Here is a 21281-nt window from a genome sequence, read left to right as displayed (position 1 = left end):
GTCTGCCCGCCTCCTCCCGGAGCACCCGGGGGATGAGGTATAGAGCCCGCCCATGAGCAAGCATCCTCGGCCACGGGTGAAGGGAGCGAGCGCCCGCCTGCCCGTCCGCGCCCTGGATGCTGGAGCAGCCAATCCATGAAGCAAGACATCCCGTTGGTGACGGTCATCATCCCCGTGAAGAACGGGGGCGGGCTGCTGCGCGAGTGCCTCGCCGCGGTCTTCTCCCAGCAGACGGACTTCCCCTATGAGGTCCTCTGCGTGGACAGCGGCTCCCGGGACGGCTCCCTGGACATCATCCGCTCGTTCCCCGCGCGGCTGCTGTGCATCGAGCCCGCGGACTTCGGCCACGGCCGCACCCGCAACCTGGCCATCCAGAACAGCCCCACCCCCTTCGTGGCGCTCCTCACGCAGGATGCCGTGCCGGATGACACCGCGTGGCTGCGGGAGCTGATCGCCCCCCTGCGCGAAAACGAGGAGGTGGCCGGCGTCTTCGGGCGCCACAAGCCGCACCCCGGCTGCATCCCCTCCGAGTCCTTCATGCTGGAGCGGCACTTCGCCCGGTTCGGCGCGGACACCACCCTCTTCCGCATCCGCCCGGGCCCCGAGGGCTGGGCGCACTACGAGGCCCACAAGGGCCACTACCGCTTCTTCTCCGACAACAACGCCGCCCTCCGCCGCTCGGTCTGGGCCCGCATCCCCTACCGGGACGTGGAGTTCATGGAGGATCAGCTCTGGGGCGCGGACATCCTCGAGGCGGGCTACATCAAGGCCTACGCGCCCCGGGCCGTGGTGCGGCACAGCCACAACTACTCGCCGCTGACCCAGGCCCGCCGCGCCTTCGACGAGGCGCGCTTCCACCGCGAGTACTTCGACCCACCGCACCTGCCCGGCATCCGCGCGCTGATGCGCGACAAGCTCCGTCAGTCCGTCCAGGACGTGCGCCGGGCCCACTTCTCCCAGGCGGTGCTCACGCTCGGCCGCGACGTGGGCCAGGGGCTGGGCTGGTTCCTCGGGGACCGGTACGAGCTGCTGCCGGAGGGGCTCGTGCGCCGCATCTCCCAGCATCATGAGCTCAAGGGGGACGCCGGACAGCGGCATGGCCGCTCCTCGCTGCTGGAGGACGTGAAGCAGACCTGCGCGCAAGCGATGGACGAGCACGGCAAGCTCGGGACGGCGTTCCAGCTCGTCCGCAAGACGGTGGCCGGCTACCGGCAATACAAGCACCAGGGCATCAGCTCGACGCTCCTCGACATCCGGCGCGCCCTGCGGTCCACCCACGCGCCCGAACGGGGGTGGTGGGAGGCCAGCCACTACCGCTTCATCGAGCCTCCCCGCCCGAGCGCTCCGCCCCCGGTGGCCGGGCGGCGGCAGGTGGATCCCGAGCACCTGGTCATCAACTGGGTGGTGCCGGGCTTCGGCCGGGGCGGCGGCGGGCACATGACCATCTTCCGCACCATCCAATGGCTGGAGCGGATGGGCCATCGGTGCCGGGTGTACCTGGTGGACAGCGGCAACATGGCGCGTCAGCCGATGCGGCTGCAGGCGCAGGTGCACGAGTGGTACACGCCCATCGCCGCACCGGTGTGCCACCTCGAGGGGGAGATGGAGCCGGCGGACATCGTGATGGCCACGGCGTGGCAGACGGCCTACGTGGTGCGGGCCAGCACCTGCGCTCCGGTGAAGGCGTACTTCATCCAGGACTACGAGCCGGCCTTCTTCCCCATGGGCGCCGAGTGGCAGCTCGCGGAGGACACCTACCGCTTCGGCTTCTACGGGCTGACGGCGGGCACCTGGCTCGAGCGGCGGATGCGCGAGAAGTACGGCATGGTCACCCGGAGCTTCCCGCTGGCGGTGGACCACGCCATCTACTACCCGGAGCCGGTCCGCGAGGGAGGGGCGCGCCGCGTCTTCGCGTACATGCGGCCGCACACCACGCGCCGGGGCTTCCAGATCGTCGCGCTCGCCCTGAAGAAGGTGAAGGAGCGCTTCCCGGACGTGGAGCTCCACATCGCCGGGGCGGGAGTGGAGCCCTCGGACCTGCCCGTCCCCTTCGTGGGGCATGGCGTGCTGGACTTCGCGCAGCTGCGGCGGCTGTTCTCCAGCTGCGACGTGGGCGTGTGCCTGTCCTTCACCAACTACAGCCTGCTGCCGCAGGAGATGGCGGCGTGTGGCTGCCCGGTGGTGGAGGTGGACGTGGAGAGCACCCGCGCCGCCTACCCGGAGGGAGCCGTGGTGCTGGCCCCTCCCAACGTGACGAGCATCGCCGACGCGGTGTGCCGGCTGCTCGAGGACGAGCCGTACCGGCAGCGGCAGATCGCCGCCGGCTTCGTCTACGTGCGCGAGCTGTCCTGGGACAAGGCCATCCTCCACACGGCCGAGGCGTTGAAGGCGTTCGCCCTTCACGCCACCGGCCGCGAGGAGGGCGGCGCTCAGCCCGCGTAGACGGGCAGCACCGGCGCGTCCTTCAGACGGGGCGCGGCCGCGTCCTTGGGCGACAGCAGCGGCGACGTCACCGGCCAGGGGATGCCCAGGTCCGGGTCATTCCAGGCGATGCCGCGCTCGGTGGTGGGCGAGTAGAAGTCCGTGCACTTGTAGTGGAAGTCCGCGCTCTCGGAGAGGACGCAGAAGCCGTGCGCGAAGCCCGCCGGCACCCACAGCTGGCGCCGGTTGTCCGCGCTCAGCTCCACGCCCACGAACTTCCCGAAGGTGGGCGAGCCGCGGCGGATGTCCACCGCCACGTCGTAGACGGCACCGGCCACCACCTGCACCAGCTTGCCCTGGGCATTGGGCTCCTGGAAGTGCAGGCCGCGGAGGATGCCCTTCGCCGAGCGCGAGAAGTTGTCCTGCACGAAGGGCCCGTGGATGCCGAGCTCCTCGTAGCGCTTCGCATGGAACATCTCCATGAAGAAGCCGCGATCGTCGCCGAAGCGCTTGGGCTCGAGGATGAGGACGCCGGGCAGCTCCGTCTTCACGACGTTCACGTGCGGGCTCCCTTGTTCTCGATGAGATCCAGCAGGTAGCGCCCGTACTCGTTCTTGCGCATGGGGTGGGCCTGCTCGGCCACCTGGGCCGCGGTGATGTAGCCCATGCGGTAGGCGATCTCCTCGGGGCACGCCACCTTGAGGCCCTGGCGGTGCTCGATGATCTGGATGAAGTTGGAGGCCTCCATCAGCGACTCGTGGGTGCCGGTGTCCAGCCACGCGTAGCCGCGGCCCATCAGCTCCACCTGCAGCTGCTGCTGGCGCAGGTAGGCGATGTTGACGTCGGTGATCTCCAGCTCGCCGCGCGCGGAGGGCTTGAGGTTCTTCGCGATGTCCAGCACCTGGTTGTCGTAGAAGTACAGGCCCGTCACCGCGTAGTGGGACTTGGGCTGGGCCGGCTTCTCCTCGAGGCTCAGCGCGCGGTTGTTCGCGTCCAGCTCCACCACGCCGTAGCGCTCGGGATCCTTCACGTAGTAGCCGAACACGGTGGCGCCCGACTCACGCGCCGCCGCGCGCTGCACCAGCTCGCTCAGGCCGTGGCCGTAGAAGATGTTGTCGCCGAGGATGAGCGACACCTTGTCCTTGCCCACGAACTCGCGGCCGATGATGAAGGCCTGGGCGAGCCCGTCCGGGCTGGGCTGCACCGCGTACTGGAAGTTCACGCCCCACTGCTTGCCGCTGCCGAGCAGCTCCTCGAAGCGCGGCAGATCCGTGGGCGTGGAGATGATCAGGATGTCCCGGATGCCCGCCAGCATCAGCGTGGTGACCGGGTAGTAGATCATCGGCTTGTCATACACGGGCAGCAGCTGCTTGCTGACCACGCGCGTGAGCGGATACAGACGGGTGCCGGAGCCCCCGGCGAGAACGATTCCCTTCATGACTTTCCTCGGAAGGTCTGCCGGGTGGAGCGCGCTCCGGCCCTCAGACGCACTCTGTTTGCAGACCTCGGGAAGGCTATACCCGCCCCGAAGCGCTTCGTTCAAGCACCCCGCCCGTCCTTCCAAGCGGCATGGAAGCGGGCCAGGGACTCAGCCAACGGCAGCGGCTGGGTGCGCAGCTGGGTGCGGACCTTGTCCACCTTGAGGCCACTGCGGAGCGGGCGAGGGCTCGCCAGCTTCATGTCCGCCAGGCGGGTAGGCGTGATGAGGCCCGGATCGAAGCCGAACACCTCGCACACCGCTCGGCCGAAGCTGACGCGATCCACCACGTCCGCGCCGCAGGTGTTCCAGATGCCCCCCAGCTTGCGCTCGCCCAGCTCCACCAGCATGGCGGCCACGCTGTCGGCGAGGCTCGCGGAGACGAACTGGTCCTCGAAGAGCTTCACGGGCTGACCCTTCTCCAGGGCACCCACCAGCCACGCGCCGAAGTTGGGACGGCCCGCCATGGGCCAGCCGTACACCACGGCGGTGCGCGCGATGGCGCAGCCCGGCACGAAGGTGCGGGCGGCCTGCTCCCCCATGTGCTTGGTGAGGGCGTAGACGCCGCGCGGGTTGGGCAGCGCCTGCTCGTCGTAGGGCCCGTGCTCGCCGTCGAAGACGTAGTCCGTGGAGACGTGCACCAGGTGCGCGCCCAGCTTGCGCGCGCCCCGGGCCACCGCCGCCACCGCGGTGACGTTGGCCGCGTACGCCTGCTCCGGCTCGCGCTCGCAGGCATCCACCTCCGTCATGGAGGCCGGATGGATGATGACCTCGGGAGCCGCGGCCTCGAGGGCGGCGGCCACGTCCTGCTCGCGCGTGAGGTCGCACTCCACATACCGGTAGGCGCCGTCGGTGCGGCGCGGACCGCGGCCCAGACCCACCACCTCGTGCCCGCCCTTCTCGAGGAGCGTGCACACGCGGCTGCCCACCAGCCCGTTGGAACCCGTGACGAGGAATCGCATGGGAGAGGCTCCTGGCTCAGCCGTTGAGGCGCGTGCGGTACTGCGACTCGAAGTACTGGCGGTAGGCGCCGCTCATCACGCGCTCCCACCAGGCCGCGTTGTCCACGTACCAGCGCACCGTCTCCTGCAGGCCCTGCTCGAAGGTGTGCGACGGCGTCCAGCCCAGCTCCGTGCGGATCTTCGTGGGGTCGATGGCGTAGCGCCGGTCATGGCCCGGGCGGTCCTTCACGTACTTGATGAGGGACTCGGGCTTGTCGAGCAGGCCGAGGATCGCCTTGACGATCTCGATGTTCTTGCGCTCGGAGTTGCCGCCGATGTTGTAGACCTGACCGGACTTGCCCTTCTCCAGCGCGGTGAGGAGCGCCGAGCAGTGGTCCTCCACGTGGAGCCAGTCGCGCACGTTGGCGCCGTCGCCGTAGACGGGCAGCGGCTTGTCGTGCAGGGCGTTGACGACCATGAGGGGGATGAGCTTCTCGGGGAACTGGTAGCGGCCGTAGTTGTTGGAGCAGCGCGTCACCACCACGTCCATGCCGAAGGTGTGGTGCCAGGCCAGCGCGAGCAGGTCCGAGCTCGTCTTGGAGGCCGAGTAGGGGCTGGAGGGCTGCAGCGGCGAGGTCTCGGTGAAGTAGCCGGTGGGGCCGAGCGAGCCGTACACCTCGTCGGTGGAGACCATGAGGAAGCGCTTGATGCCGCGCACGCGGCTGGCCTCGAGCAGCTGCTGGGTGCCGAGCACGTTGGCCTGGATGAAGGCCTCGGGGCCCATGATGGAGCGGTCCACGTGGCTCTCGGCCGCCAGGTGCATGACGGCGTCGATGCGGTGCACGCCCATCAGGTGCTCGACGAGCTCGCGGTTGGCCACGTCGCCGCGCACGAAGATGTGCTTGGGGTCGCCCTCGAGCTCCTTGAGGTTCTCGAGGTTGCCCGCGTACGTGAGCTTGTCGAGATTGACGAGCGTCCAGTCGGGCCGCACGCGGCGCAGGTACTTGACGAGGTTGGACCCAATGAAACCGCAGCCACCCGTGACCAGGACGTTCATCGACGAACTCGGAGAGTAAAGAAGTGAATACCGGGGGCCTGAGTAGCGAAGGGGGCGGTGCGCGTCAAGGCAGCCTTGTGTGCGGACCTCCCAGCAGGTAGACGCTGGAAGCATCGTGAGAATCCCGAGAAGCAGACGGGCGGCCGGGCCATCAGCGGCCCGAGCGGTCCACCAGCTGGTCCCTCGGCTGGCCTGGGGCGACGCGGTGGGCAACCAGGTGCGCTACCTGCGCGAGTTGCTGCGGAGCTGGGGTTACGCCTCGGAGATCTACGCGGACCAGTGGGACGAGGAGTGCCGGCCCCTGGTACGGCCCGCGAAGGATTATCCGCGCGAGGCGGATGATTCGAGTGCCCTCATCATCCACCACAGCTTCGAGTCGAGGCTGGTGCCGCTGATCGCCCGCTCGCCGGGGCGCAAGGCGGTCGTGTACCACAACGTCACGCCGGCCCGGCTCTTCGAGGGTTTCGAGCGCAAGGTGGCCCAGGCCTGCGAGGCGGCCCGGGACGAGCTGCTGGCGATGAGGCCGATGGTGGAGTGCGCGTGGGCGTATTCGCGCTTCAGCGCCGAGGAACTGGTGGCGGCGGGCTACCCGCACGTGTCGGTGCTGCCCTTCGCGGTGGACTGGCGGGCCTTCGACGTGGAGCCGGATCCGGTGCTGCGCGCCGAGCTGGATGACGGGTGCGCCAACCTCCTCTTCGTGGGCCGCGCGGTGCCGAGCAAGCGGGTGGACGACGTGCTGCGCGTCTTCACCGCCTGGCAGCGGCTGTACCAGCCCCGGAGCCGGCTGCTCGTGGCGGGCTACCTCAACCGGGAGACGCCGTATGGCGCGTACCTGTACGGGCTGAAGGAGATGCTCGGGGCCGAGCGCGTGCAGTTCCTCGGGCGGGTGAGCGCGGCGCAGCTGTCCGCGTGCTTCTCGGTGGCCTCGGCGTACCTCTCCATGAGCCGGCACGAGGGCTTCGGCGTGCCGCTGCTGGAGGCCATGTATCGCGGCGTGCCCGTGGTGGCGTATGGCGCCGCCGCCGTGCCCGAGACGATGGGGGGCGCGGGCGTGGCCTCGCTGACGAACGACCCCCTGGAGATTGCGCGGTTGCTCGCGGTGCTGGAGCGCGACCCGGCCCTGCGGCGGGAGATGGTCGCCGCCCAGCGCGCCCGGGTGGAGCAGCTCGGCCAGGACGCCGTGGCCGAGGCCGTGCGCGAGGGGCTCCAGCCCTTCCTGGAGGGCACCCTGCGTGCACCGGCCACCGGGAGCGGGGCCTCGGGCGTGAACCTCGTGTGCCCCGGCTTCGTGGCCGCTCCGGAGGCGCCCGCGTCCGAGCTGGCACGGCGGCTGGTGGAGCAACTGCCCGGGGCACGCCTGCTGACGCTGGATCCCCAGCCCCGGCCGGTGGAGCTGGCGCCGCGCTCGCTGCGCGTGGGAGGCCTGGAGGTGCGCGCCTTCACCCCCGACGAGCCCCTGCCCCGGGATGCGTCGCGTGAGCTTCCCGGCTCCTCGTCGCTGGAGACGGCACTGCGCGCCTCGCGTGTGCCCACCGTCTTCCTGCCCGCGGATTCACTGCTCGCCCGGGACACCCTGCCCCACCTGTCCGCCGAGGCCTGGGGGGTCCGCGACACGTCCCGCCCGCTCTCCGCGCCCGACGTGGGCGAGCGCCTGGGGCAGCGGCTGCTCACCTTCGATCCCAGCCGGCCGGAGCCCACCGTGTCCGCGCTCGTCCAGGCCCTGCGGGCCACTGGAGCCCTCCGTGCGTCCTGAAGATCTCCTCACCACGACCCCGACCGCCGAGCGCCTCGCGGAGGAGGCCGCACGGCTGCCCGAGCCCGCGCCCGAGCAGGTGGAGTCGCTCCGCCGGCTGCTGGACGCCTCGCAGCGGGCTCCGGCCGAGACGGAATGGCCGCCCATCCTCCAGGCGCCCCGCTCGAAGAAGGACAGCCGCTACGCGGAGCCGCCCACCTCGCACCGCCCGGTGGTGGGGCCCATGCTGGTGACGGCCAAGCGCGCCTTCCGGCTCGCCTTCCAGCCCTTCATCAACGAGATGCTGCGCAAGCAGGTGGAGTTCAACGAGGCCATCCTCGACTCGCTGGCGCTCATCTATGAGCACCAGCGCGAGGAGTCGCGGACCCAGACGGCCTGGCGCCGCGAGGTCATGGCCCGGCTGGCCGCACTGGAGCAGTCGGCTCCTGAGCAGACGCCTTCCGAGCAGGTGCCTTCCGAGCGGGCCCCCAAGGGACGGAACCGGCGGTCCTGACACCAGGTCCAAGGACTCCGCTACCGCAGCACGCGGGAGACCAGGGAGCGGACCCGGGCGTGCGTGCCAGGGAAGCGCTCCCGGAGGCGCTGGTTGAGCCGGTCGATGGCCTGATAACGCAGACCCTTGGTGCTCTCGCCGCGGGCCTGGGCCCGGGCCAACCGCTCCTCCAGCGACGCGAGCGGGAGCAGCACCTGGAGGGGCGGAGCGGGAAGCGCCATGGGCTCGGGTCCGAGCGCGCGCCACTCCCACGTCGCGAGCCCCGCGGTGAAGACGGGCTCGAAGAGACTCGCCAGCCGCGCGGGCAGATCCGCCCGAGGAGCCTCCACCGGATCCGCCACCTCCAGCGGCAGCGCGCCCACGCGCGAGCGATCGATGACAAGCCCGTACAACAGGGCCGGGTGCTCCAGCAGATGGGAGAACTCGAAGTGGTCGCCCAACGGGAAGGGCTTCTTCTCCGCGATGAAGCGCCCCCCCGCCGTCTCGCGAACGAGCGTCCACCGGGAACGAGCGAAGGCCCACGCCGCGGAGCCCTCGCGCAGCCGCTGGACGAGTTGCACGTAGTGGGCGGGGTACACGACGCACGAGGCATCGAGGAAGGACAGGTACTGGCCCCGAGCCTCGCGCACGCCCCGGGCCATCCCGCCTTCGGGGACGCGGATGAGCTGGTAGGAGAAGTCTCGGAGCCGTCGGTGGCGTTCCAGCAGCGCGCGGGCGTCCGGTTCCTTCAGGGAGGCTCCCGGAGGCAGCACCACGAGCAGTTCCAGCGGGCGGTACTCCTGACACGCGAGCGAGAAGAGCGTCTCGTCGAGCGAGGCCGCGGGCGTGTCTCCCGCCCAGAGCACGATGCTGAGCAGCCCCGGCTCCCGCGAAGGAGCACGCGAGGCAGCACGCCCAAGGGCCAGCAACACCCCATCCGCCTCGGAGGTGGGGCTGAGCTGCGCCAGGAGCCGCCGGAGGGCACGCGCGGTATCCGGGGCCAGCTCCGCCGTGGAGTCCTGGCAGGGAATGAGCTCCTGGTGCCGCACCTCGAGTCCAAGCTCGGTCAGGCCCCGCAGCACGGCCTCGGCCGATGAGCCCGGCCGGCCCGGAGCCATCCCCAACAACGTCTCCAGCAGGGCAGCCGACGCACCGGCGTTGCGCATCGCCAGGAGGAGCTCGGCACCGGGAGCGGCCTCGGAGGCCTCGCGCACCTGGGGCAACGGCTCCCCCTCCTCCACCGGGAGCACCACGTGGGTGGGAGCGAACGCACGCATCCGCTCCACCCGCTCGCCCGTGGCCGGCACCGCGAGCACCGCACAACCCGCGGCCTCGAGGGCCCGGGCCAGCTCCGGCGCCTCACCCAGGAGAGCCACGCGGTCCCCTGCCCGGACGCGCTCCCGCACGAGCCCGCTCAGCCGGGAGTCCAGCGTCTCCAGAAGAACCGAGTCACGCGCGCCGGTGCTCACCAACGAGGCTCCGCGAACTCGAAGAGGTGCTGGAAGTCGGCCACCCGGGCCAGTGCGCGGGGCGGACGGGACTCCTTGGGAAGCTCGAAGGGCGCACCACCGAGCTCCAGGTATTCCTTCATGCGGGCCCGGGCGAACTCCAGGTCACCGTACTTGGCGCCCAGCAAGGCGGCGCTGCGGCGCACGCGGCGCTCGCGGTCCGGGCTGAGCTCCCGCGTCACCGTGTAGTGATGCACCAACGCCCGAGGCGCCACGCGGACGGAGAAGCCCGCGGCGCGAGCCCGCCAGGACAGGTCCACGTCCTCGCAGTACATGAAGAAGCGCTCGTCGAAGCCGCCGATGGACTCGAACAGCTCGCGCCGCACCAGCAGCACGCACCCGGAGCACCAGGGCGTCTCGTGCGTCTCCGGGTCGTACGGCTTGGGCAGCTCATCGGGGAAGAGCCGGGCCTCCACCAGCCCCGTACGAGGCCGCCGCTCCGCCTCGGTGACGAGCTCGCGCAGACACTCGGGGTGCAGCACGCCGTCCGGGTTGACGCAGACGTAGTGGCGCACCGAGGGGTCCGCGAACGCCTCGGCCATGAGCCGGTTGTGGGCCACGCCAAAACCCAGGTTGGCCCCGGAGAAGCGGTAGTCCGCCCCCGGTGACACCGTGAGCACCACGTCGCGCAGCGCCTCGGTGGGCGAGTTGTCCAGCCAGCGCACCTGGAAGGCCGGTGTCCCCGGCGTCTCCCGGGTCGCGGCCAGCGAGGCGACGAGCCGTTCCAGCTCCTCGCGAGAGTTGCGGTACAGCACGATGCCGAGCCACACGGGACTCGAGCCCGGCGCCGGACCGCCCCGGCTCACGAGACGACCTGTCTCACGGGAGCCGCCTCGGCGACGCCATCCAGCCGCCAGCGGTGCACCAACCTCACCAGCCCCTCGTCCGCGCCGGAGACACGCACCGAGAACGGACACACGCCCTTGCGCTCGTCGTAGACGGACCCACTGGCCGTCCGGGCGGACACATCGAACGTGTAGTCCCCGGACAGCAGCCCGAGCCGCTCGATGCTCAACCGCGCCGTCCCACGCCCGGAGACGACACCGGGCATCCGGGCGTCATCGGCGAAGGTGGTGATGCGGTAGATCATCGTGCCATCCGAGCGCATCAACGCCAGCGAGAAGCCCAGATCCTCCACCGGTTGCGTGGCGTTGTAGCCGATGTGGACCTCCAGGCCCTCCTCCGTGCCGATCTCCTTCACATCCTCGCCGCGGGGATTCGTCAGCCGGAGCAGCTCGAGGCTGACCGGGGAACCGGGACGCTGCGCCGCCGCCTCCAGCGTGGGCAGGGCGCCGCCGTCGGGAGACAGGGCGGGCGCGAGCATGGGCAGGCCACTGGCCTCCGCGAGGTTCACGGCCTGGCGGTAGTGCCGGACGACCTCCGCGGGCGTGCCCACCTCGCGGATGCGCCCACCGTCGATCCACGCGGCCAGGTCGCACCAGCGCTCGAGCGTGCCCAGGTCATGCGTGACGATGACGATCGTCTTCCCGGCGTTCCGGAACTCCGTCATCTTCTGCATGCTCTTGCGGCTGAAGTGCTCGTCGCCCACCGCGAGGATCTCATCGATGATGAGGATCTCCGGGTCCACGTGCGTGGCCACCGCGAAGGCCAGGCGCATGTACATGCCGCTGGAGTACGTGCGCACCGGCTCGTCGATGAAGTCGCCCAGCTCGCTGAAGGCGATGATCTCATCCATGCGCGCCCGGATCTCCGCGCGCGACATGCCGAGGATGACGCCGTTGATGAGGATGTTCTCCCGCCCGGAGAAGTCCGGGTGGAAGCCGGCGCCCAGATCCAACAGCGCGGAGATGCGGCCGTTGAGCTCGATGTGGCCCGACGTCGGCGTGTAGATGCCGGTGATGAGCTTGAGCAGCGTGCTCTTGCCCGAGCCGTTGCGGCCGATGATACCCATCGTCTTGCCGCGGGGCACCGTGAGGTTGATGCCCCGGAGGGCCTCGATGACCGTGGCGTCCTGCTTGTGCCGCTGACCGCGCAGCCAGCGCACCAGCTCGGACTTGAAGGTCGTGTACTCGCCCCGGATGGTTCTCTTCCGAAAGCGCTTCACCACGTCCCGCAGGACGATGGCATCGTTGGAGGGGGCTTGCATCAGATGAACTCCGCGAACTCCTCGCGGCGACGCTCGAAGATTTCGGACGCGACCCAGAGCAGACCGAAGGCAATGGCCATCCACAGCAGCAGGGGCCCCGCATCCGGCAGCCGCTGCTCGTAGAAGATGGCCTGGTAGGAGGTGACCATCACCGCCATGGGGTTGGCCAGCACGGCCAGCGTGCGGAAGCGCTCGGGGATGGTGGTCGCCTGGTAGAAGATGGGGGTGACGAAGAACCAGAGCGTCAGCACGTTGGTGACGATCTGCTGCAGGTCCCGGAAGGTGACGTTGAGCGAGGAGATGAGGTAGGCGAGCGCCAGCGTCACGGCCAACTGGGTCACCACCACCGCGGGGAAGGCCACCACGTGCCAGGAGGGGTAGCGGCCGAAGAACATCCCCAGCACCATCATCAACGGCAGGGACAGCAGGAAGTTGATGAGGTTGGTGGTCACCACCGAGGCGGGCAGCACCTGGGCCGGGAAGCGCACCTTGGTGAGCAGATCCCTCCGGTCACTGATGGCGCTGGCCCCGGTGCCCAGGGAGCTGTTGAACCAGATCCACGGCAGCAGCCCCACGAACACGAAGTACGTGTACGCCTCCATCTTCTGCCGCATGTAGACGGAGAAGAGGAGCGTGTAGACGGCCATCTGCAACATCGGGTTGAGGAACGTCCAGAGGAACCCGAGCACCGAGTTGCGGTAGCGGGCCTTGAGCTCGCGCTGCGTCAGGCTCAGCAGGAGGCCCCGGTACTGGTAGAGCTCTCGGAGGTTGCGGAACATGCGGCGCTATCCATACAGCATGGGAAGGGGTGGAGGGGAACGGCCCCCACGGATTCCCGTTCCGTATGGCTGGCCGCCCTGCTTCCCGGGGGCGAACCGCCCGAGGCGGCGCCCCCTATAGGCAAAGGGCAGGGCCTCGTCAAACCAGAGCTGGAAACAACAAAGGCCTCCTGGCTTCCCAGGAGGCCTTTTCTTGGAGCGGGAAAAGGGATTTGAACCCTCGACCCTCGCCTTGGCAAGGCGATGCTCTACCGCTGAGCTATTCCCGCATCAGAGGAGTGGTGGAGCGGGAAAAGGGATTTGAACCCTCGACCCTCGCCTTGGCAAGGCGATGCTCTACCGCTGAGCTATTCCCGCGTCACTCGCTCCTGATTGCCTCCGGCGTTGCCTCGCGGCGACGTCGAAAGCGAGGGGGGATATACAATCCGGTCCCAGGTGCGTCAAGCCTTCTGTGCGTCCGCTCCGCTCCCCCGTCTGGCCAGCATGGAGAGGAAGGCGCGGAAGTACACGACGGCGCTCCACACCGAGAACGCCCCCGACAAGTAGACCAACAACTGGCCCGCCTTGTTGAAGTCCACGGGCGCCGCGTAGAAGCCCACGTCGATGACGTGCTCGTAGTGCACGCACAGGGAGATGATGCCCACCAGTTGCAGCGAGGTCTTCCACTTGCCCTCCTGCCCGGCGGCGATGACCATGCCCTCGCTCGCCGCGATGGTGCGCAGGCCGCTGACGATGAACTCGCGCGCCAGCAGCACGATGACGACCCAGGCGGAGATGCGCCCCAGCCGCACCATCATCACCAGGGCGGCCATGGCGATGAGCTTGTCGGCCAGCGGATCCATGAACTTGCCCACCACGGTGATGAGGTTCCAACGGCGCGCCAGGTAGCCGTCCACCACGTCGGTGATGGAGGCCACGGCGAACACCGCGGCCGCCAGCAGCGAGGAGAGCGGATCCGCGTCGTAGGTGAGCCAGACGAAGACGGGGATGAGGAAGATGCGGCCCAGCGTCAGGATGTTGGGGAGGTTCCAGAACTCCTGGACGAGCACGCTCGGCTGACGTGCCGCCCGACGCCGCGCCCGCTCCTCCTTCTTCTGCTTCTTCCGCAACGCACGCTCAGCTCGATCCATGGCGGGGCCTTCTACCGGACTGGCAGGGCAATGAGGGCAAATCCTTCACCGCTCAGTTCCACGGCGACACGGGGAGCGTCCTCCTCCCCCGGCAGCGGCACCACCCGGGGCGTCACCTTGCCCTGCCAGCCCACCAGGTGGGACAGGGGGACCGTCACCGGTGTCTCCTCGGCGACGAACACCGAGCGCAGCGTCCCGCCCAGGCTCAGCACCACCCTGCCCTGCCCGCGCAGGTGTACCAGGCTCAGGTCCGGAGCGATCTCCGAGGGCACCTTGCCATTCTCGAAGGCCACCGCCTCCTCGAAGGCGAAGAGGCACTCCTCGCGCACGTAGGCGCCCACGTCCCCCAGGTCCACCGCCAGGAAGGAGCGCGACGCGGGCGGCTCGAGGAAGAGCACGCCCTGGCCGCTGGCGCGCACGAAGCGGCCCGCCCCATCACCGAAGGGCTCGTCCGTGGGCCGGCCCCGGTAGCGCTTCACCTCCGGCTGGAAGTGGATCTGCCCGCTGTAGGCCACCAGCCCCTCCAGCCGCGTGAGCAGCTCGCCCTCCACTCGCGCGGAGAAGCTGCCGTTGCCCACCCGGAAGGGCTGGGTCTGGCTCGCCCCCGCCAGCGCCAGCGCGGGCACCAGCTCCGCCAGCATCGGCACGTCCGCGCCCGGCCGGAAGGCGACCCTCGACGGCAGCTCGGGAACGGCCTCATCCAGGGACTGGGGCAACGGCTCACTCGGCGTCACCGCCTGGGACGTCTCCGCGAAGGCCGCGTCCGACTCCGCCTCGGGGGTGTCCGCCGGGGCCCGCGCTCCGGCCGCGTCCGACTGACTCTCGGAGAGGGCACCGGGCCCCTCGTCCTCGGCGAACCGCAGGTCGTCCGAGTCCTCCGCCTGCGCGGGCTGGGGCGCGGAGGGGGGCGTCTCGTCCAGGCCGAACTGCGTGCCCCACTGCCCTTCCACGGGAGCCACCGGACGCGGAGCGGGCGTAGACGCCCGGGGGATGACGGGCACGGACCTGGAGGGCCGGAGCACCTTCTCTCCCGCGATGGCCTTGGCCATCTTCTCCGCCATGGCCTCGCTGCCCGCCTTGACGAAGTGCTCGCGGGCGCGGCCGTACTCCCCGGCCTGTGCCAGGGCGAGTCCCAGGTAGTTGTGCGCCTTCTGGTGGTCGGGCTGCAGATCCGTCGCGGCCTCGAACTCACGCATCGCGCGCTGCAGGGCGTTCGTCTTCAGGTACACCAGTCCCAGGTTGACGCGCAGCGTGGCGTCCACCGGGTTGTCGCGCACCAGCGCCTCGTAGATCTCCGCCGCCCGGTCGAAGAGGCCCAGCTTGAAGTAGGCCAGCCCGAGCAGGTTGCGGCCCTTCTCGTTGCGGGGTTGGAGCTGGTGGGCCCGCTCGAGCAGTTGGCGCGCCTCGGGCACGCGGCCCTGCGCCAGCAACTCCCCGCCCTGGTAGAGCTGCTTGAGGAACTCCTCGTCAACGGGGCTCTTCTGCCCCCGCCCCGTCACGCGCGTCGTCGCCATCGGAATCCGTCCCGCGGGGCTCGTTCTTCGTGAGCCGTTCGCGCTCTTTATAATGGTAGTAGAGCTGGAGCACCTTGCGAACGTACGCCTGCGTCTCCGCGTATGGCGGCACCTGGCCCCCGTACTTGCGCACGGCTTCCGGGCCCGCGTTGTACGCGGCCACCATCTTCACCATGTCCCCGTTGAAGAGGTTGGCCAGCACGCGCAGGTAGCGCACCCCACCCTCGATGTTGTCCCGGGTGTCGAAGATGTCCTTCACGTACATGTCCGAGGCCGTCGCCGGCATGAGCTGCATCAACCCGCTGGCGCCCTTGGGAGACAGGGCATTGGAGTTGAAGTTGCTCTCCGTGTGCATGATGGCCCGCACCAGCGCGGTGGGGATGCGGTAGCGCTCGGCGGCCTTGACGATGTGCGGCTCGAGCTCCGCCGGGGTACGCGACCTGCCCTTCACCGGGGCGGTGGGCTCGGGAGCATCGGTGAAGGTGCCCTTGAGCTTGCTCGCCTTCTTGGCTCCACCGGGCGGGACGTTCGTGTAGACGATGGTCCCGTCCTTCTCCACGTACCTGTAGATGCCCTCCGCCTGGACACCCAGGGGGGCAAGCAGCAGCGCGGCCAGCAGCAGGAAGGAAATGGGTCGCATATCGGCCCCCCAACCTTAGATCCCCTGTCGAAAGTCCTCAAGAAATCGCCTTGTTTCCGGCACTTACAGCCATTAAGGGTCTGACACATGCCCCATCGGTTCGACTTCCTGGTTTTGGGCGGTGGTGTGGCCGGACTCTCGCTGGCCCTCCAGGCGGCCCGGCACGGCACTGTCGCGGTCCTCACCAAGCGGGACAGGCACGAGGGCAACACGGCCTACGCCCAGGGTGGCATCGCCAGCGTGCTGTCGCCCACGGACACCTTCGAGGAGCACATCCAGGACACCCTGGAGGCCGGTGCCGGCATCAACCACCTGGACGCGGTGGAGGTGACGGTGCGCGAGGGCCCCGAGCGCATCCGGGAGCTGGTGCAGCTGGGGGCGGACTTCAACCGGCGGGCCACGGGCGAGTTCGACCTGACGCGCGAGGGCGGCCACTCGCAGCGGCGCATCATCCACTCGGGCGACATCACGGGGCGCGAGGTGCAGCGGGCCCTGATCGAGGCCTGTGACGAGCAGCCCAACATCACCTTCTTCCAGAACACCTCGGCCATCGATCTGATCCTCGATCGGAAGGCGGGCCCGGGTGCGCCCGGCCGGTGCCTGGGGGTGTACGCGCTCACGGCGGAGGGCCACATCGAGCGCTTCCTGGGGAAGGTGACGGTGCTGGCCACGGGAGGAGCGGGCAAGGTGTACCTGTACACCTCCAACCCGGACGTGGCCACGGGCGACGGCGTGGCCATGGCGTACCGGGCGGGGGCGGCGGTGGCCAACATGGAGTTCTACCAGTTCCACCCCACCTGCCTGTACCACCCGGAGGCCAAGAGCTTCCTCATCAGCGAGGCGCTGCGGGGCGAGGGCGGCAAGCTGCGGCTGCGCAACGGCCAGCAGTTCATGGACCGCTACCACCGGATGGGCGAGCTGGCCCCGCGCGACGTGGTGGCGCGCGCCATCGACGCGGAGCTCAAGCGCACCGGTGACGACAGCGTCTTCCTGGACATGACGCACCTGGGGCGCGCCTTCATCATGGAGCGCTTCCCCAACATCTACACCACGTGCAAGGCCTTCAACATCGACATGGCCGTGCAGCCCATCCCCGTGGTGCCCGCGGCCCACTACATGTGCGGCGGCGTGGTGACGGACCTGTACGGCCGCACCAACGTGCCGGGCCTCTACGCCATCGGCGAGGTGGCCCACACCGGCCTGCACGGCGCCAACCGGCTCGCCTCCAACTCGCTGCTGGAGGGGCTCGTCTTCGGCCACCGTGCCGCCGCCATCTGCGCCGAGGAGCTCCGCGCCCTCTCCCCGCTCGAGGAGGATCCTCCCGAGTGGGACGAGGGCAGCGCGGTGGCCTCGGACGAGAGCGTGGTGGTCACCCACAACTGGGATGAGATCCGCCGGCTCATGTGGAACTACGTGGGCATCGTCCGCACGGACAAGCGGCTGATGCGGGCGCGGCGCCGGCTGGAGCTGCTGCGCGAGGAGATCCGCGACTACTACTGGCGCTTCAAGGTGACGCGCGACGTGATCGAGCTGCGCAACATCTGCGAGGTGGCCAGCCTCATCGTGGACTGCGCCAGCCGCCGCAAGGAGAGCCGCGGCCTGCACTTCACGCTGGACTACCCCAACACGGACGACCACCACTGGAAGCACGACACCGTCGTCCGCCGCGAGCTGTGAGCCCCTGGAGGAGCTTGCCGAAATGGAACCGAAGTCGGTCTGTGTCTTCTGTGGCTCGCGGATGGGAGCCCGGCCGGAGTACCTCGAGGGGGCCCGGGCCCTGGGCACGGAGATCGCCCGGCGGGGGCTCACCCTCGTCTACGGCGGCACCAGCGTGGGGCTGATGGGCGCGATGGCGGACGCGGCCCTCGCGCGGGGCGGCAAGGTGATCGGCGTGCTGCCCCAGTTCTTCCTGAGCGAGCGGGAGCGCGCCCACAAGGGGCTCACCGAGCTGCACCTGGTGGACTCCATGCACACGCGCAAGGCGATGATGGCCCGGCTCTCGGACGCCTTCATCGCCATGCCCGGCGGCGTGGGCACCTTCGAGGAGCTCTTCGAGATCACCACCTGGGCCCAGCTCGGCCTCCACCACAAGCCCATCGGCCTGCTCAACGTGGCGGACTTCTACGGGCCACTGCTGGTGATGATGCGGCGCGCGGTGGACGAGGGCTTCATCCCCGAGGCGCGCGCCCAGCCCTTCGCCTGCGACACCTCGCCGGCCGCGCTGTTGGATCAGCTCCAGCGGGCCGGGCAGCCGCTCGCGCCGGACACGCCGGTGCTGCGGCCCGAGCAGACGTGAGACGCCGGGGGCACGTCAGCGCGCGTGCACCCGCATCTCCACCTTGCCGAGCGAGGAGGCCATGCGCAGCACCACGTGCCCCATGCCCTCGGTGATGACGGGCCTGCCATCCGGGTAGGTGGCGGGGAAGCGCACGCGGTAGCCCACCCAGAAGGTGCCCATGTACGGGTAGAAGGAGCGCATCTCCAGGTCCGAGCGCCCCACCCGCTCCACGCTCACGGGCTTCAGCTCGCCCCCGGGCGTCACCATCACCAGGTTCCAGATGGACGAGGGCCGGTCGAAGTCCTCGTAGCGGTAGTTGAAGACGTGGACGCCGAGGAAGAACTCGTGCGTCTTCGCCGCCTCGGCGATCTCCTGGGTGAGGATCTCCTGCACGCGCTCCTGCGTCAGGGCCTTGAAGGCGGCCTCGCGGCGCACGCGGGCCTCACGGAAGGGCTGCGTCTGCAGCGTGGCCGCGGCGAACATCACCGTGTCGAAGCCGCTGTAGAGCTCGGCGCGATCCGTGTACTTCTCCAGCACCTCCTGGTAGCCGAACTCCTGGCGCTCGTCCTTGAAACCAGGCGGCGGATCTCCCAGCGTGGGAGGCGTCGAGACACAGCCCGCGAGCGCCATCATCAGCGCCCCGAGCCGCAACTGCATCTTCATGGAATGAAGTCCTTGCGGGTGTACAGGGTGAAGAGCCGGTGTCCGGCGGCCTCGACCGCCTCGCGTCCGCCCTCCAGTCTATCCACCAACGCGAACGCCCCAAGCACCCGCAGTCCTTCCTGCTGAGCCCGCTCGATTGCCTTGAGCGTGGAGGCGCCCGTGGTCACCACGTCCTCCAGGATGGCCACCGGCGACCCGGGAGCGAGCGCCTTCATGCCCTCGATCCACTGGCCGGTGCCATGGCCCTTGGGCTCCTTGCGGACGATGAAGGCATGCAGGGGCGTGCCCGACAGGTAGCTCATCAGACTGACGGCCGACGCGAGCGGATCCGCGCCCAGCGTCAGCCCGCCCACCGCCACCGCCTCGGAGGCCTCGCGCTGCACGGCCTGCAACAGCAGCCGGCCGATGAGGAAGTGCCCCTCGGCCAGCAGCGCCGTGCGCTTGCAGTCGATGTAGAAGTCCGACTCCTTGCCGGACGACAGCACCACCTTGCGCCGCTCGAAGGAGCGCTCGGTGAGCACCTCCAACAAGCGGGCCCTGTCCCGCGCGAGCGCGTCCACGGTCACAAACGCTCCAGCCAGGCCACGAGGTCCGAGGAGTAGCGCAGCTGGGTGAGCAGCTCCTGCTTCCGCGTCTCATCCAGGTCGGCGAACACGTCCGCCAGCAGCGCCAGGTCCTGGTTGATGTCCACCAGCCGCTGGGTGGCCTCGGCGGCCAGCTCGTCCGCGTCGACCTCTTCCTCCACCGTCTCGGAGGCCAGCGACTCGTCGGGGGACACCAGCGCCTTGTCCAGCATGTCCCGGGCGATGGGCGTCAGCCGCCCCTCGGACTCGAGCCGCGCCTTCAGCTCCTCCAACTCGTCCGCATCCACCGGCGAGGCATGGATGGCCGAGGCCAGCGCCATCAGCAGCGCGTCCTCGTCCGACAGGTCCGTGTGCAGGCGGGCCAGCACCCGATCCCTCTTGAGGAACCTCAGCGCCGCCACCCGGCGGAAGCCGGAGATGATCTGGAAGCGGTCCGGCGGCTTGAAGCGCACGTCCACCGGGAAGAGCTGTCCCAGCCTCGCCAGGTCCGTGGCGAGCGCGGACAGTTCTCCCGGCGGGCGGATCTGGAAGGTGGTGTCCTCGTCGATCCGCTCCAACGGAATGTGCGCGGGAGCCACATGCCCCCGGCGGCGCGGCGCCACGGCTTCCATCCCCTCGGGAGGAACCGCGGCCTGCGCGCTCTCCGGCTGCGAATGCTGCTCGGTGCCCTGTGCCCCACCCTCCTGCTGCTCGGTGGAAGCCGCCTGGGCGGTCTCGGACGCGGAGGCCTCCGCCGTCCCCTCCTGCTCGGAGGAAACGGAGGACTCCCCGGTCGACGACTCCTCGGCCGGGGTGCTCGGCTTCGCGTCCACCTCGTCGATTCTGTTCTCGGCGTTCATGGCGTTCATCGGCACCCTTGGATCGGCCCGTCGTAGCGCCGGGACGGCGGTGCGGTGGCGCACGAGCGCCACCACAACGCTTTAACGACCCTTCTTCTTCACCACGACCTTCTTGCGGGCGGCCTCGGCCACGGTCGGCGGGACCGGCGCGGCGGCCGGCGGCCGAGGAGGCTCGGGGCGGGTGGGCTCGGCGGCCCTGGCCGCGGGCGGCGCAGGGGGTGCCGGGCGGGCCGCCGCCGGAGCGGGCGGAGGCGCCGGGCGGGCCGGAGCCGCGGCCGCCGGACGGGCCGGAGCGGCAGCGGCGGGCGGCGTGGGCCGCGCACCCGGCAGGGCCGGACGGGCCGGAGCCGCACCCGGACGCACCGCGGGACGCACGGTGGCGCCCGTCGGACGCGGCAGCGCCGAGCGATCGGACGGCATGCGTCCCGGCTCCACCTCGCCCATGTCCACGCGGCCGCGGAAGCTCGCACCATCCACGATGATCACGCGGGGGGCGTGGATGTCGCCCACCATGCGGCCCTCGCGGGTGAGCTCCACGCTCTCGGTGGCGTTGATGTTGCCCACCACCACGCCGCTCACGATGGCGTTCTTCACCGCCACGTTCGCCTTCACCACGCCCGTGGGCTCCACGATGAGGGTGCGGCTCAGCGTGAGCTCGCCCTCCACGCGGCCGCGCACGGTCAGGTCCTCGTCACCCGTCAGCTTGCCGCTGATGAGGATGGACTGACCGACCACGGTGTTGTTGACGGCCCCTGGGGCCAGTTCCTTCGCAGTGGCCAAGGATCAGCGCTCCTTCGGAATGTCCATGTCGACGTTGCCCTTGAAGGAGGCACCATCGGCGATGAGGATGCGCGGGGCCTTGATGTCGCCCACCACGCGGCAATCCGTCTTGAGCTCCACCTTGTCCGAGGCGGCGATGTTGCCCGTCACCCGGCCGGCGATCTCCACGTTCTGCGTCTCGATGTCGGCCTCGACCACGCCGCTCCCCTCGACGAAGAGACTCTCCTTCAAGGAGATCTTCCCCTTCACGGTGCCCTGGATGACCAGGTCCTCGTCGCCGGAGATCTCACCATCGATGACAATGCTCGAACCAATGACCGTATTCGCCATGAGTGTTG

21 protein-coding genes and 2 tRNA genes are annotated in these 21281 nt (G+C 69.8%); 5 read left to right on the top strand and 18 right to left on the bottom strand.

The features are described 5' to 3' along the window. Window positions 1-135 precede the first annotated feature (135 nt). Window positions 136-2442: a glycosyltransferase gene (locus VFZ09_RS16925; RefSeq protein WP_329728612.1), complete on the top strand. Its 2307-nt coding sequence runs from the start codon at window positions 136-138 to the stop codon at window positions 2440-2442. Here VFZ09_RS16925 and rfbC read toward each other — a convergent pair. The 4 genes from rfbC to rfbB all read right to left on the bottom strand — a co-directional run bounded on the left by rfbC (window position 2430) and on the right by rfbB (window position 5896). Then, window positions 2430-2981 (bottom strand): dTDP-4-dehydrorhamnose 3,5-epimerase, encoded by a 552-nt coding sequence (gene rfbC / locus VFZ09_RS16920; protein ID WP_329728611.1) that lies wholly within the window; start codon window positions 2979-2981, stop codon window positions 2430-2432. The two genes, VFZ09_RS16925 and rfbC, sit on opposite strands and share 13 nt — an antisense overlap. Continuing rightward, entirely contained in the window at window positions 2978-3859 is an 882-nt protein-coding gene (gene rfbA, locus VFZ09_RS16915) for a glucose-1-phosphate thymidylyltransferase RfbA (protein WP_329728610.1), read from the bottom strand. The genes rfbC and rfbA overlap by 4 nt, the downstream gene beginning before the upstream one ends. 101 nt (window positions 3860-3960) lie before the next feature. Then, window positions 3961-4860, bottom strand: a complete 900-nt coding sequence (locus tag VFZ09_RS16910) for an SDR family oxidoreductase (protein WP_329728609.1) — start codon at window positions 4858-4860, stop codon at window positions 3961-3963. A 16-nt stretch (window positions 4861-4876) separates the two neighbouring features. Beyond that, complete coding sequence (rfbB, locus tag VFZ09_RS16905) at window positions 4877-5896, bottom strand: dTDP-glucose 4,6-dehydratase (RefSeq protein ID WP_329728608.1); 1020 nt, start codon at window positions 5894-5896, stop codon at window positions 4877-4879. Window positions 5897-6011: 115 nt separating this feature from the next. Here rfbB and VFZ09_RS16900 point away from each other — a divergent pair, with 115 nt between their 5' ends. Next, the gene (locus VFZ09_RS16900) at window positions 6012-7649 is read left to right on the top strand and encodes a glycosyltransferase (protein ID WP_329728607.1); all 1638 of its coding nucleotides are present in this window, start codon (window positions 6012-6014) and stop codon (window positions 7647-7649) included. Further along, window positions 7639-8142 carry a hypothetical protein gene (locus VFZ09_RS16895; protein WP_329728606.1) on the top strand — a complete coding sequence of 168 codons (504 nt, stop codon included), beginning with the start codon at window positions 7639-7641 and terminating at the stop codon, window positions 8140-8142. Before VFZ09_RS16900 ends, VFZ09_RS16895 begins: the two co-directional genes overlap by 11 nt. 20 nt (window positions 8143-8162) lie before the next feature. Here VFZ09_RS16895 and VFZ09_RS16890 read toward each other — a convergent pair whose 3' ends face one another. From VFZ09_RS16890 to VFZ09_RS16850, 9 genes are all read right to left on the bottom strand, one after another. After that, the gene (locus VFZ09_RS16890) at window positions 8163-9590 is read right to left on the bottom strand and encodes a glycosyltransferase family A protein (protein WP_329728605.1); all 1428 of its coding nucleotides are present in this window, start codon (window positions 9588-9590) and stop codon (window positions 8163-8165) included. After that, a complete protein-coding gene (locus VFZ09_RS16885) occupies window positions 9587-10435 on the bottom strand; it encodes a glycosyltransferase family 2 protein (RefSeq protein WP_329728604.1) in 849 nt (282 codons plus the stop codon). The genes VFZ09_RS16890 and VFZ09_RS16885 overlap by 4 nt, the downstream gene beginning before the upstream one ends. Continuing rightward, the gene (locus tag VFZ09_RS16880; protein WP_329728603.1) at window positions 10432-11736 is read right to left on the bottom strand and encodes an ABC transporter ATP-binding protein; all 1305 of its coding nucleotides are present in this window, start codon (window positions 11734-11736) and stop codon (window positions 10432-10434) included. The genes VFZ09_RS16885 and VFZ09_RS16880 overlap by 4 nt, the downstream gene beginning before the upstream one ends. Next, complete coding sequence (locus VFZ09_RS16875) at window positions 11736-12515, bottom strand: ABC transporter permease (protein ID WP_329728602.1); 780 nt, start codon at window positions 12513-12515, stop codon at window positions 11736-11738. Before VFZ09_RS16875 ends, VFZ09_RS16880 begins: the two co-directional genes overlap by 1 nt. Before the next feature lie 194 nt (window positions 12516-12709). After that, window positions 12710-12784, bottom strand: a tRNA-Gly gene (locus VFZ09_RS16870). A 13-nt stretch (window positions 12785-12797) separates the two neighbouring features. Next, window positions 12798-12872: transfer RNA gene (locus VFZ09_RS16865), tRNA-Gly, on the bottom strand. Between the two features lie 83 nt (window positions 12873-12955). Beyond that, window positions 12956-13645 (bottom strand): CDP-diacylglycerol--glycerol-3-phosphate 3-phosphatidyltransferase, encoded by a 690-nt coding sequence (gene pgsA, locus VFZ09_RS16860; protein WP_329728601.1) that lies wholly within the window; start codon window positions 13643-13645, stop codon window positions 12956-12958. Between the two features lie 11 nt (window positions 13646-13656). After that, a complete protein-coding gene (locus VFZ09_RS16855; protein ID WP_329728600.1) occupies window positions 13657-15159 on the bottom strand; it encodes a tetratricopeptide repeat protein in 1503 nt (500 codons plus the stop codon). Next, window positions 15113-15799 carry a transglycosylase SLT domain-containing protein gene (locus tag VFZ09_RS16850; protein ID WP_329728599.1) on the bottom strand — a complete coding sequence of 229 codons (687 nt, stop codon included), beginning with the start codon at window positions 15797-15799 and terminating at the stop codon, window positions 15113-15115. Before VFZ09_RS16850 ends, VFZ09_RS16855 begins: the two co-directional genes overlap by 47 nt. An 87-nt stretch (window positions 15800-15886) precedes the next feature. Here VFZ09_RS16850 and nadB point away from each other — a divergent pair, with 87 nt between their 5' ends. Both nadB and VFZ09_RS16840 read left to right on the top strand, forming a co-directional pair. Then, the gene (gene nadB, locus VFZ09_RS16845; RefSeq protein WP_329728598.1) at window positions 15887-17476 is read left to right on the top strand and encodes an L-aspartate oxidase; all 1590 of its coding nucleotides are present in this window, start codon (window positions 15887-15889) and stop codon (window positions 17474-17476) included. 22 nt (window positions 17477-17498) lie between these two features. After that, window positions 17499-18095 (top strand): TIGR00730 family Rossman fold protein, encoded by a 597-nt coding sequence (locus VFZ09_RS16840; RefSeq protein ID WP_329728597.1) that lies wholly within the window; start codon window positions 17499-17501, stop codon window positions 18093-18095. Between the two features lie 15 nt (window positions 18096-18110). Here VFZ09_RS16840 and VFZ09_RS16835 read toward each other — a convergent pair whose 3' ends face one another. The 5 genes from VFZ09_RS16835 to VFZ09_RS16815 form a co-directional block, all read right to left on the bottom strand. Next, complete coding sequence (locus VFZ09_RS16835; RefSeq protein ID WP_329728596.1) at window positions 18111-18740, bottom strand: hypothetical protein; 630 nt, start codon at window positions 18738-18740, stop codon at window positions 18111-18113. Beyond that, complete coding sequence (gene pyrE / locus VFZ09_RS16830; RefSeq protein WP_329728595.1) at window positions 18737-19306, bottom strand: orotate phosphoribosyltransferase; 570 nt, start codon at window positions 19304-19306, stop codon at window positions 18737-18739. Before pyrE ends, VFZ09_RS16835 begins: the two co-directional genes overlap by 4 nt. Then, on the bottom strand, window positions 19303-20163 hold the full coding sequence (locus VFZ09_RS16825) for a ParB N-terminal domain-containing protein (RefSeq protein WP_329728594.1): 861 nt from the start codon (window positions 20161-20163) through the stop codon (window positions 19303-19305). The genes pyrE and VFZ09_RS16825 overlap by 4 nt, the downstream gene beginning before the upstream one ends. A gap of 81 nt (window positions 20164-20244) precedes the next feature. Then, window positions 20245-20943, bottom strand: a complete 699-nt coding sequence (locus tag VFZ09_RS16820; protein ID WP_329728593.1) for a polymer-forming cytoskeletal protein — start codon at window positions 20941-20943, stop codon at window positions 20245-20247. 3 nt (window positions 20944-20946) lie between these two features. Then, window positions 20947-21273, bottom strand: coding sequence for a bactofilin family protein (locus VFZ09_RS16815; RefSeq protein WP_043389034.1), 327 nt, complete (start codon window positions 21271-21273; stop codon window positions 20947-20949). Window positions 21274-21281 lie beyond the last annotated feature (8 nt).

This window comes from Archangium sp. (assembly GCF_036277355.1).
Lineage (GTDB): Bacteria > Myxococcota > Myxococcia > Myxococcales > Myxococcaceae > Archangium.
The sequence above is the reverse complement of the archived record's forward strand: the minus strand, read 5'-3'. Positions and strand labels throughout refer to the sequence as shown.

Excerpts from the sequence above, each read along its gene's own strand:
- VFZ09_RS16880 (WP_329728603.1), bottom strand. The coding sequence starts at position 11,736 with ATGCAAGCCCCCTCCAACGATGCCATCGTCCTGCGGGACGTGGTGAAG.
- rfbB (WP_329728608.1), bottom strand. The coding sequence starts at position 5,896 with ATGAACGTCCTGGTCACGGGTGGCTGCGGTTTCATTGGGTCCAACCTC.
- VFZ09_RS16925 (WP_329728612.1), top strand. The coding sequence starts at position 136 with ATGAAGCAAGACATCCCGTTGGTGACGGTCATCATCCCCGTGAAGAAC.
- VFZ09_RS16850 (WP_329728599.1), bottom strand. The coding sequence starts at position 15,799 with ATGCGACCCATTTCCTTCCTGCTGCTGGCCGCGCTGCTGCTTGCCCCC.
- VFZ09_RS16815 (WP_043389034.1), bottom strand. The coding sequence starts at position 21,273 with ATGGCGAATACGGTCATTGGTTCGAGCATTGTCATCGATGGTGAGATC.
- rfbA (WP_329728610.1), bottom strand. The coding sequence starts at position 3,859 with ATGAAGGGAATCGTTCTCGCCGGGGGCTCCGGCACCCGTCTGTATCCG.
- VFZ09_RS16840 (WP_329728597.1), top strand. The coding sequence starts at position 17,499 with ATGGAACCGAAGTCGGTCTGTGTCTTCTGTGGCTCGCGGATGGGAGCC.
- VFZ09_RS16875 (WP_329728602.1), bottom strand. The coding sequence starts at position 12,515 with ATGTTCCGCAACCTCCGAGAGCTCTACCAGTACCGGGGCCTCCTGCTG.
- VFZ09_RS16855 (WP_329728600.1), bottom strand. The coding sequence starts at position 15,159 with ATGGCGACGACGCGCGTGACGGGGCGGGGGCAGAAGAGCCCCGTTGAC.
- pgsA (WP_329728601.1), bottom strand. The coding sequence starts at position 13,645 with ATGGATCGAGCTGAGCGTGCGTTGCGGAAGAAGCAGAAGAAGGAGGAG.
- VFZ09_RS16910 (WP_329728609.1), bottom strand. The coding sequence starts at position 4,860 with ATGCGATTCCTCGTCACGGGTTCCAACGGGCTGGTGGGCAGCCGCGTG.
- VFZ09_RS16825 (WP_329728594.1), bottom strand. The coding sequence starts at position 20,163 with ATGAACGCCGAGAACAGAATCGACGAGGTGGACGCGAAGCCGAGCACC.
- nadB (WP_329728598.1), top strand. The coding sequence starts at position 15,887 with ATGCCCCATCGGTTCGACTTCCTGGTTTTGGGCGGTGGTGTGGCCGGA.
- VFZ09_RS16835 (WP_329728596.1), bottom strand. The coding sequence starts at position 18,740 with ATGAAGATGCAGTTGCGGCTCGGGGCGCTGATGATGGCGCTCGCGGGC.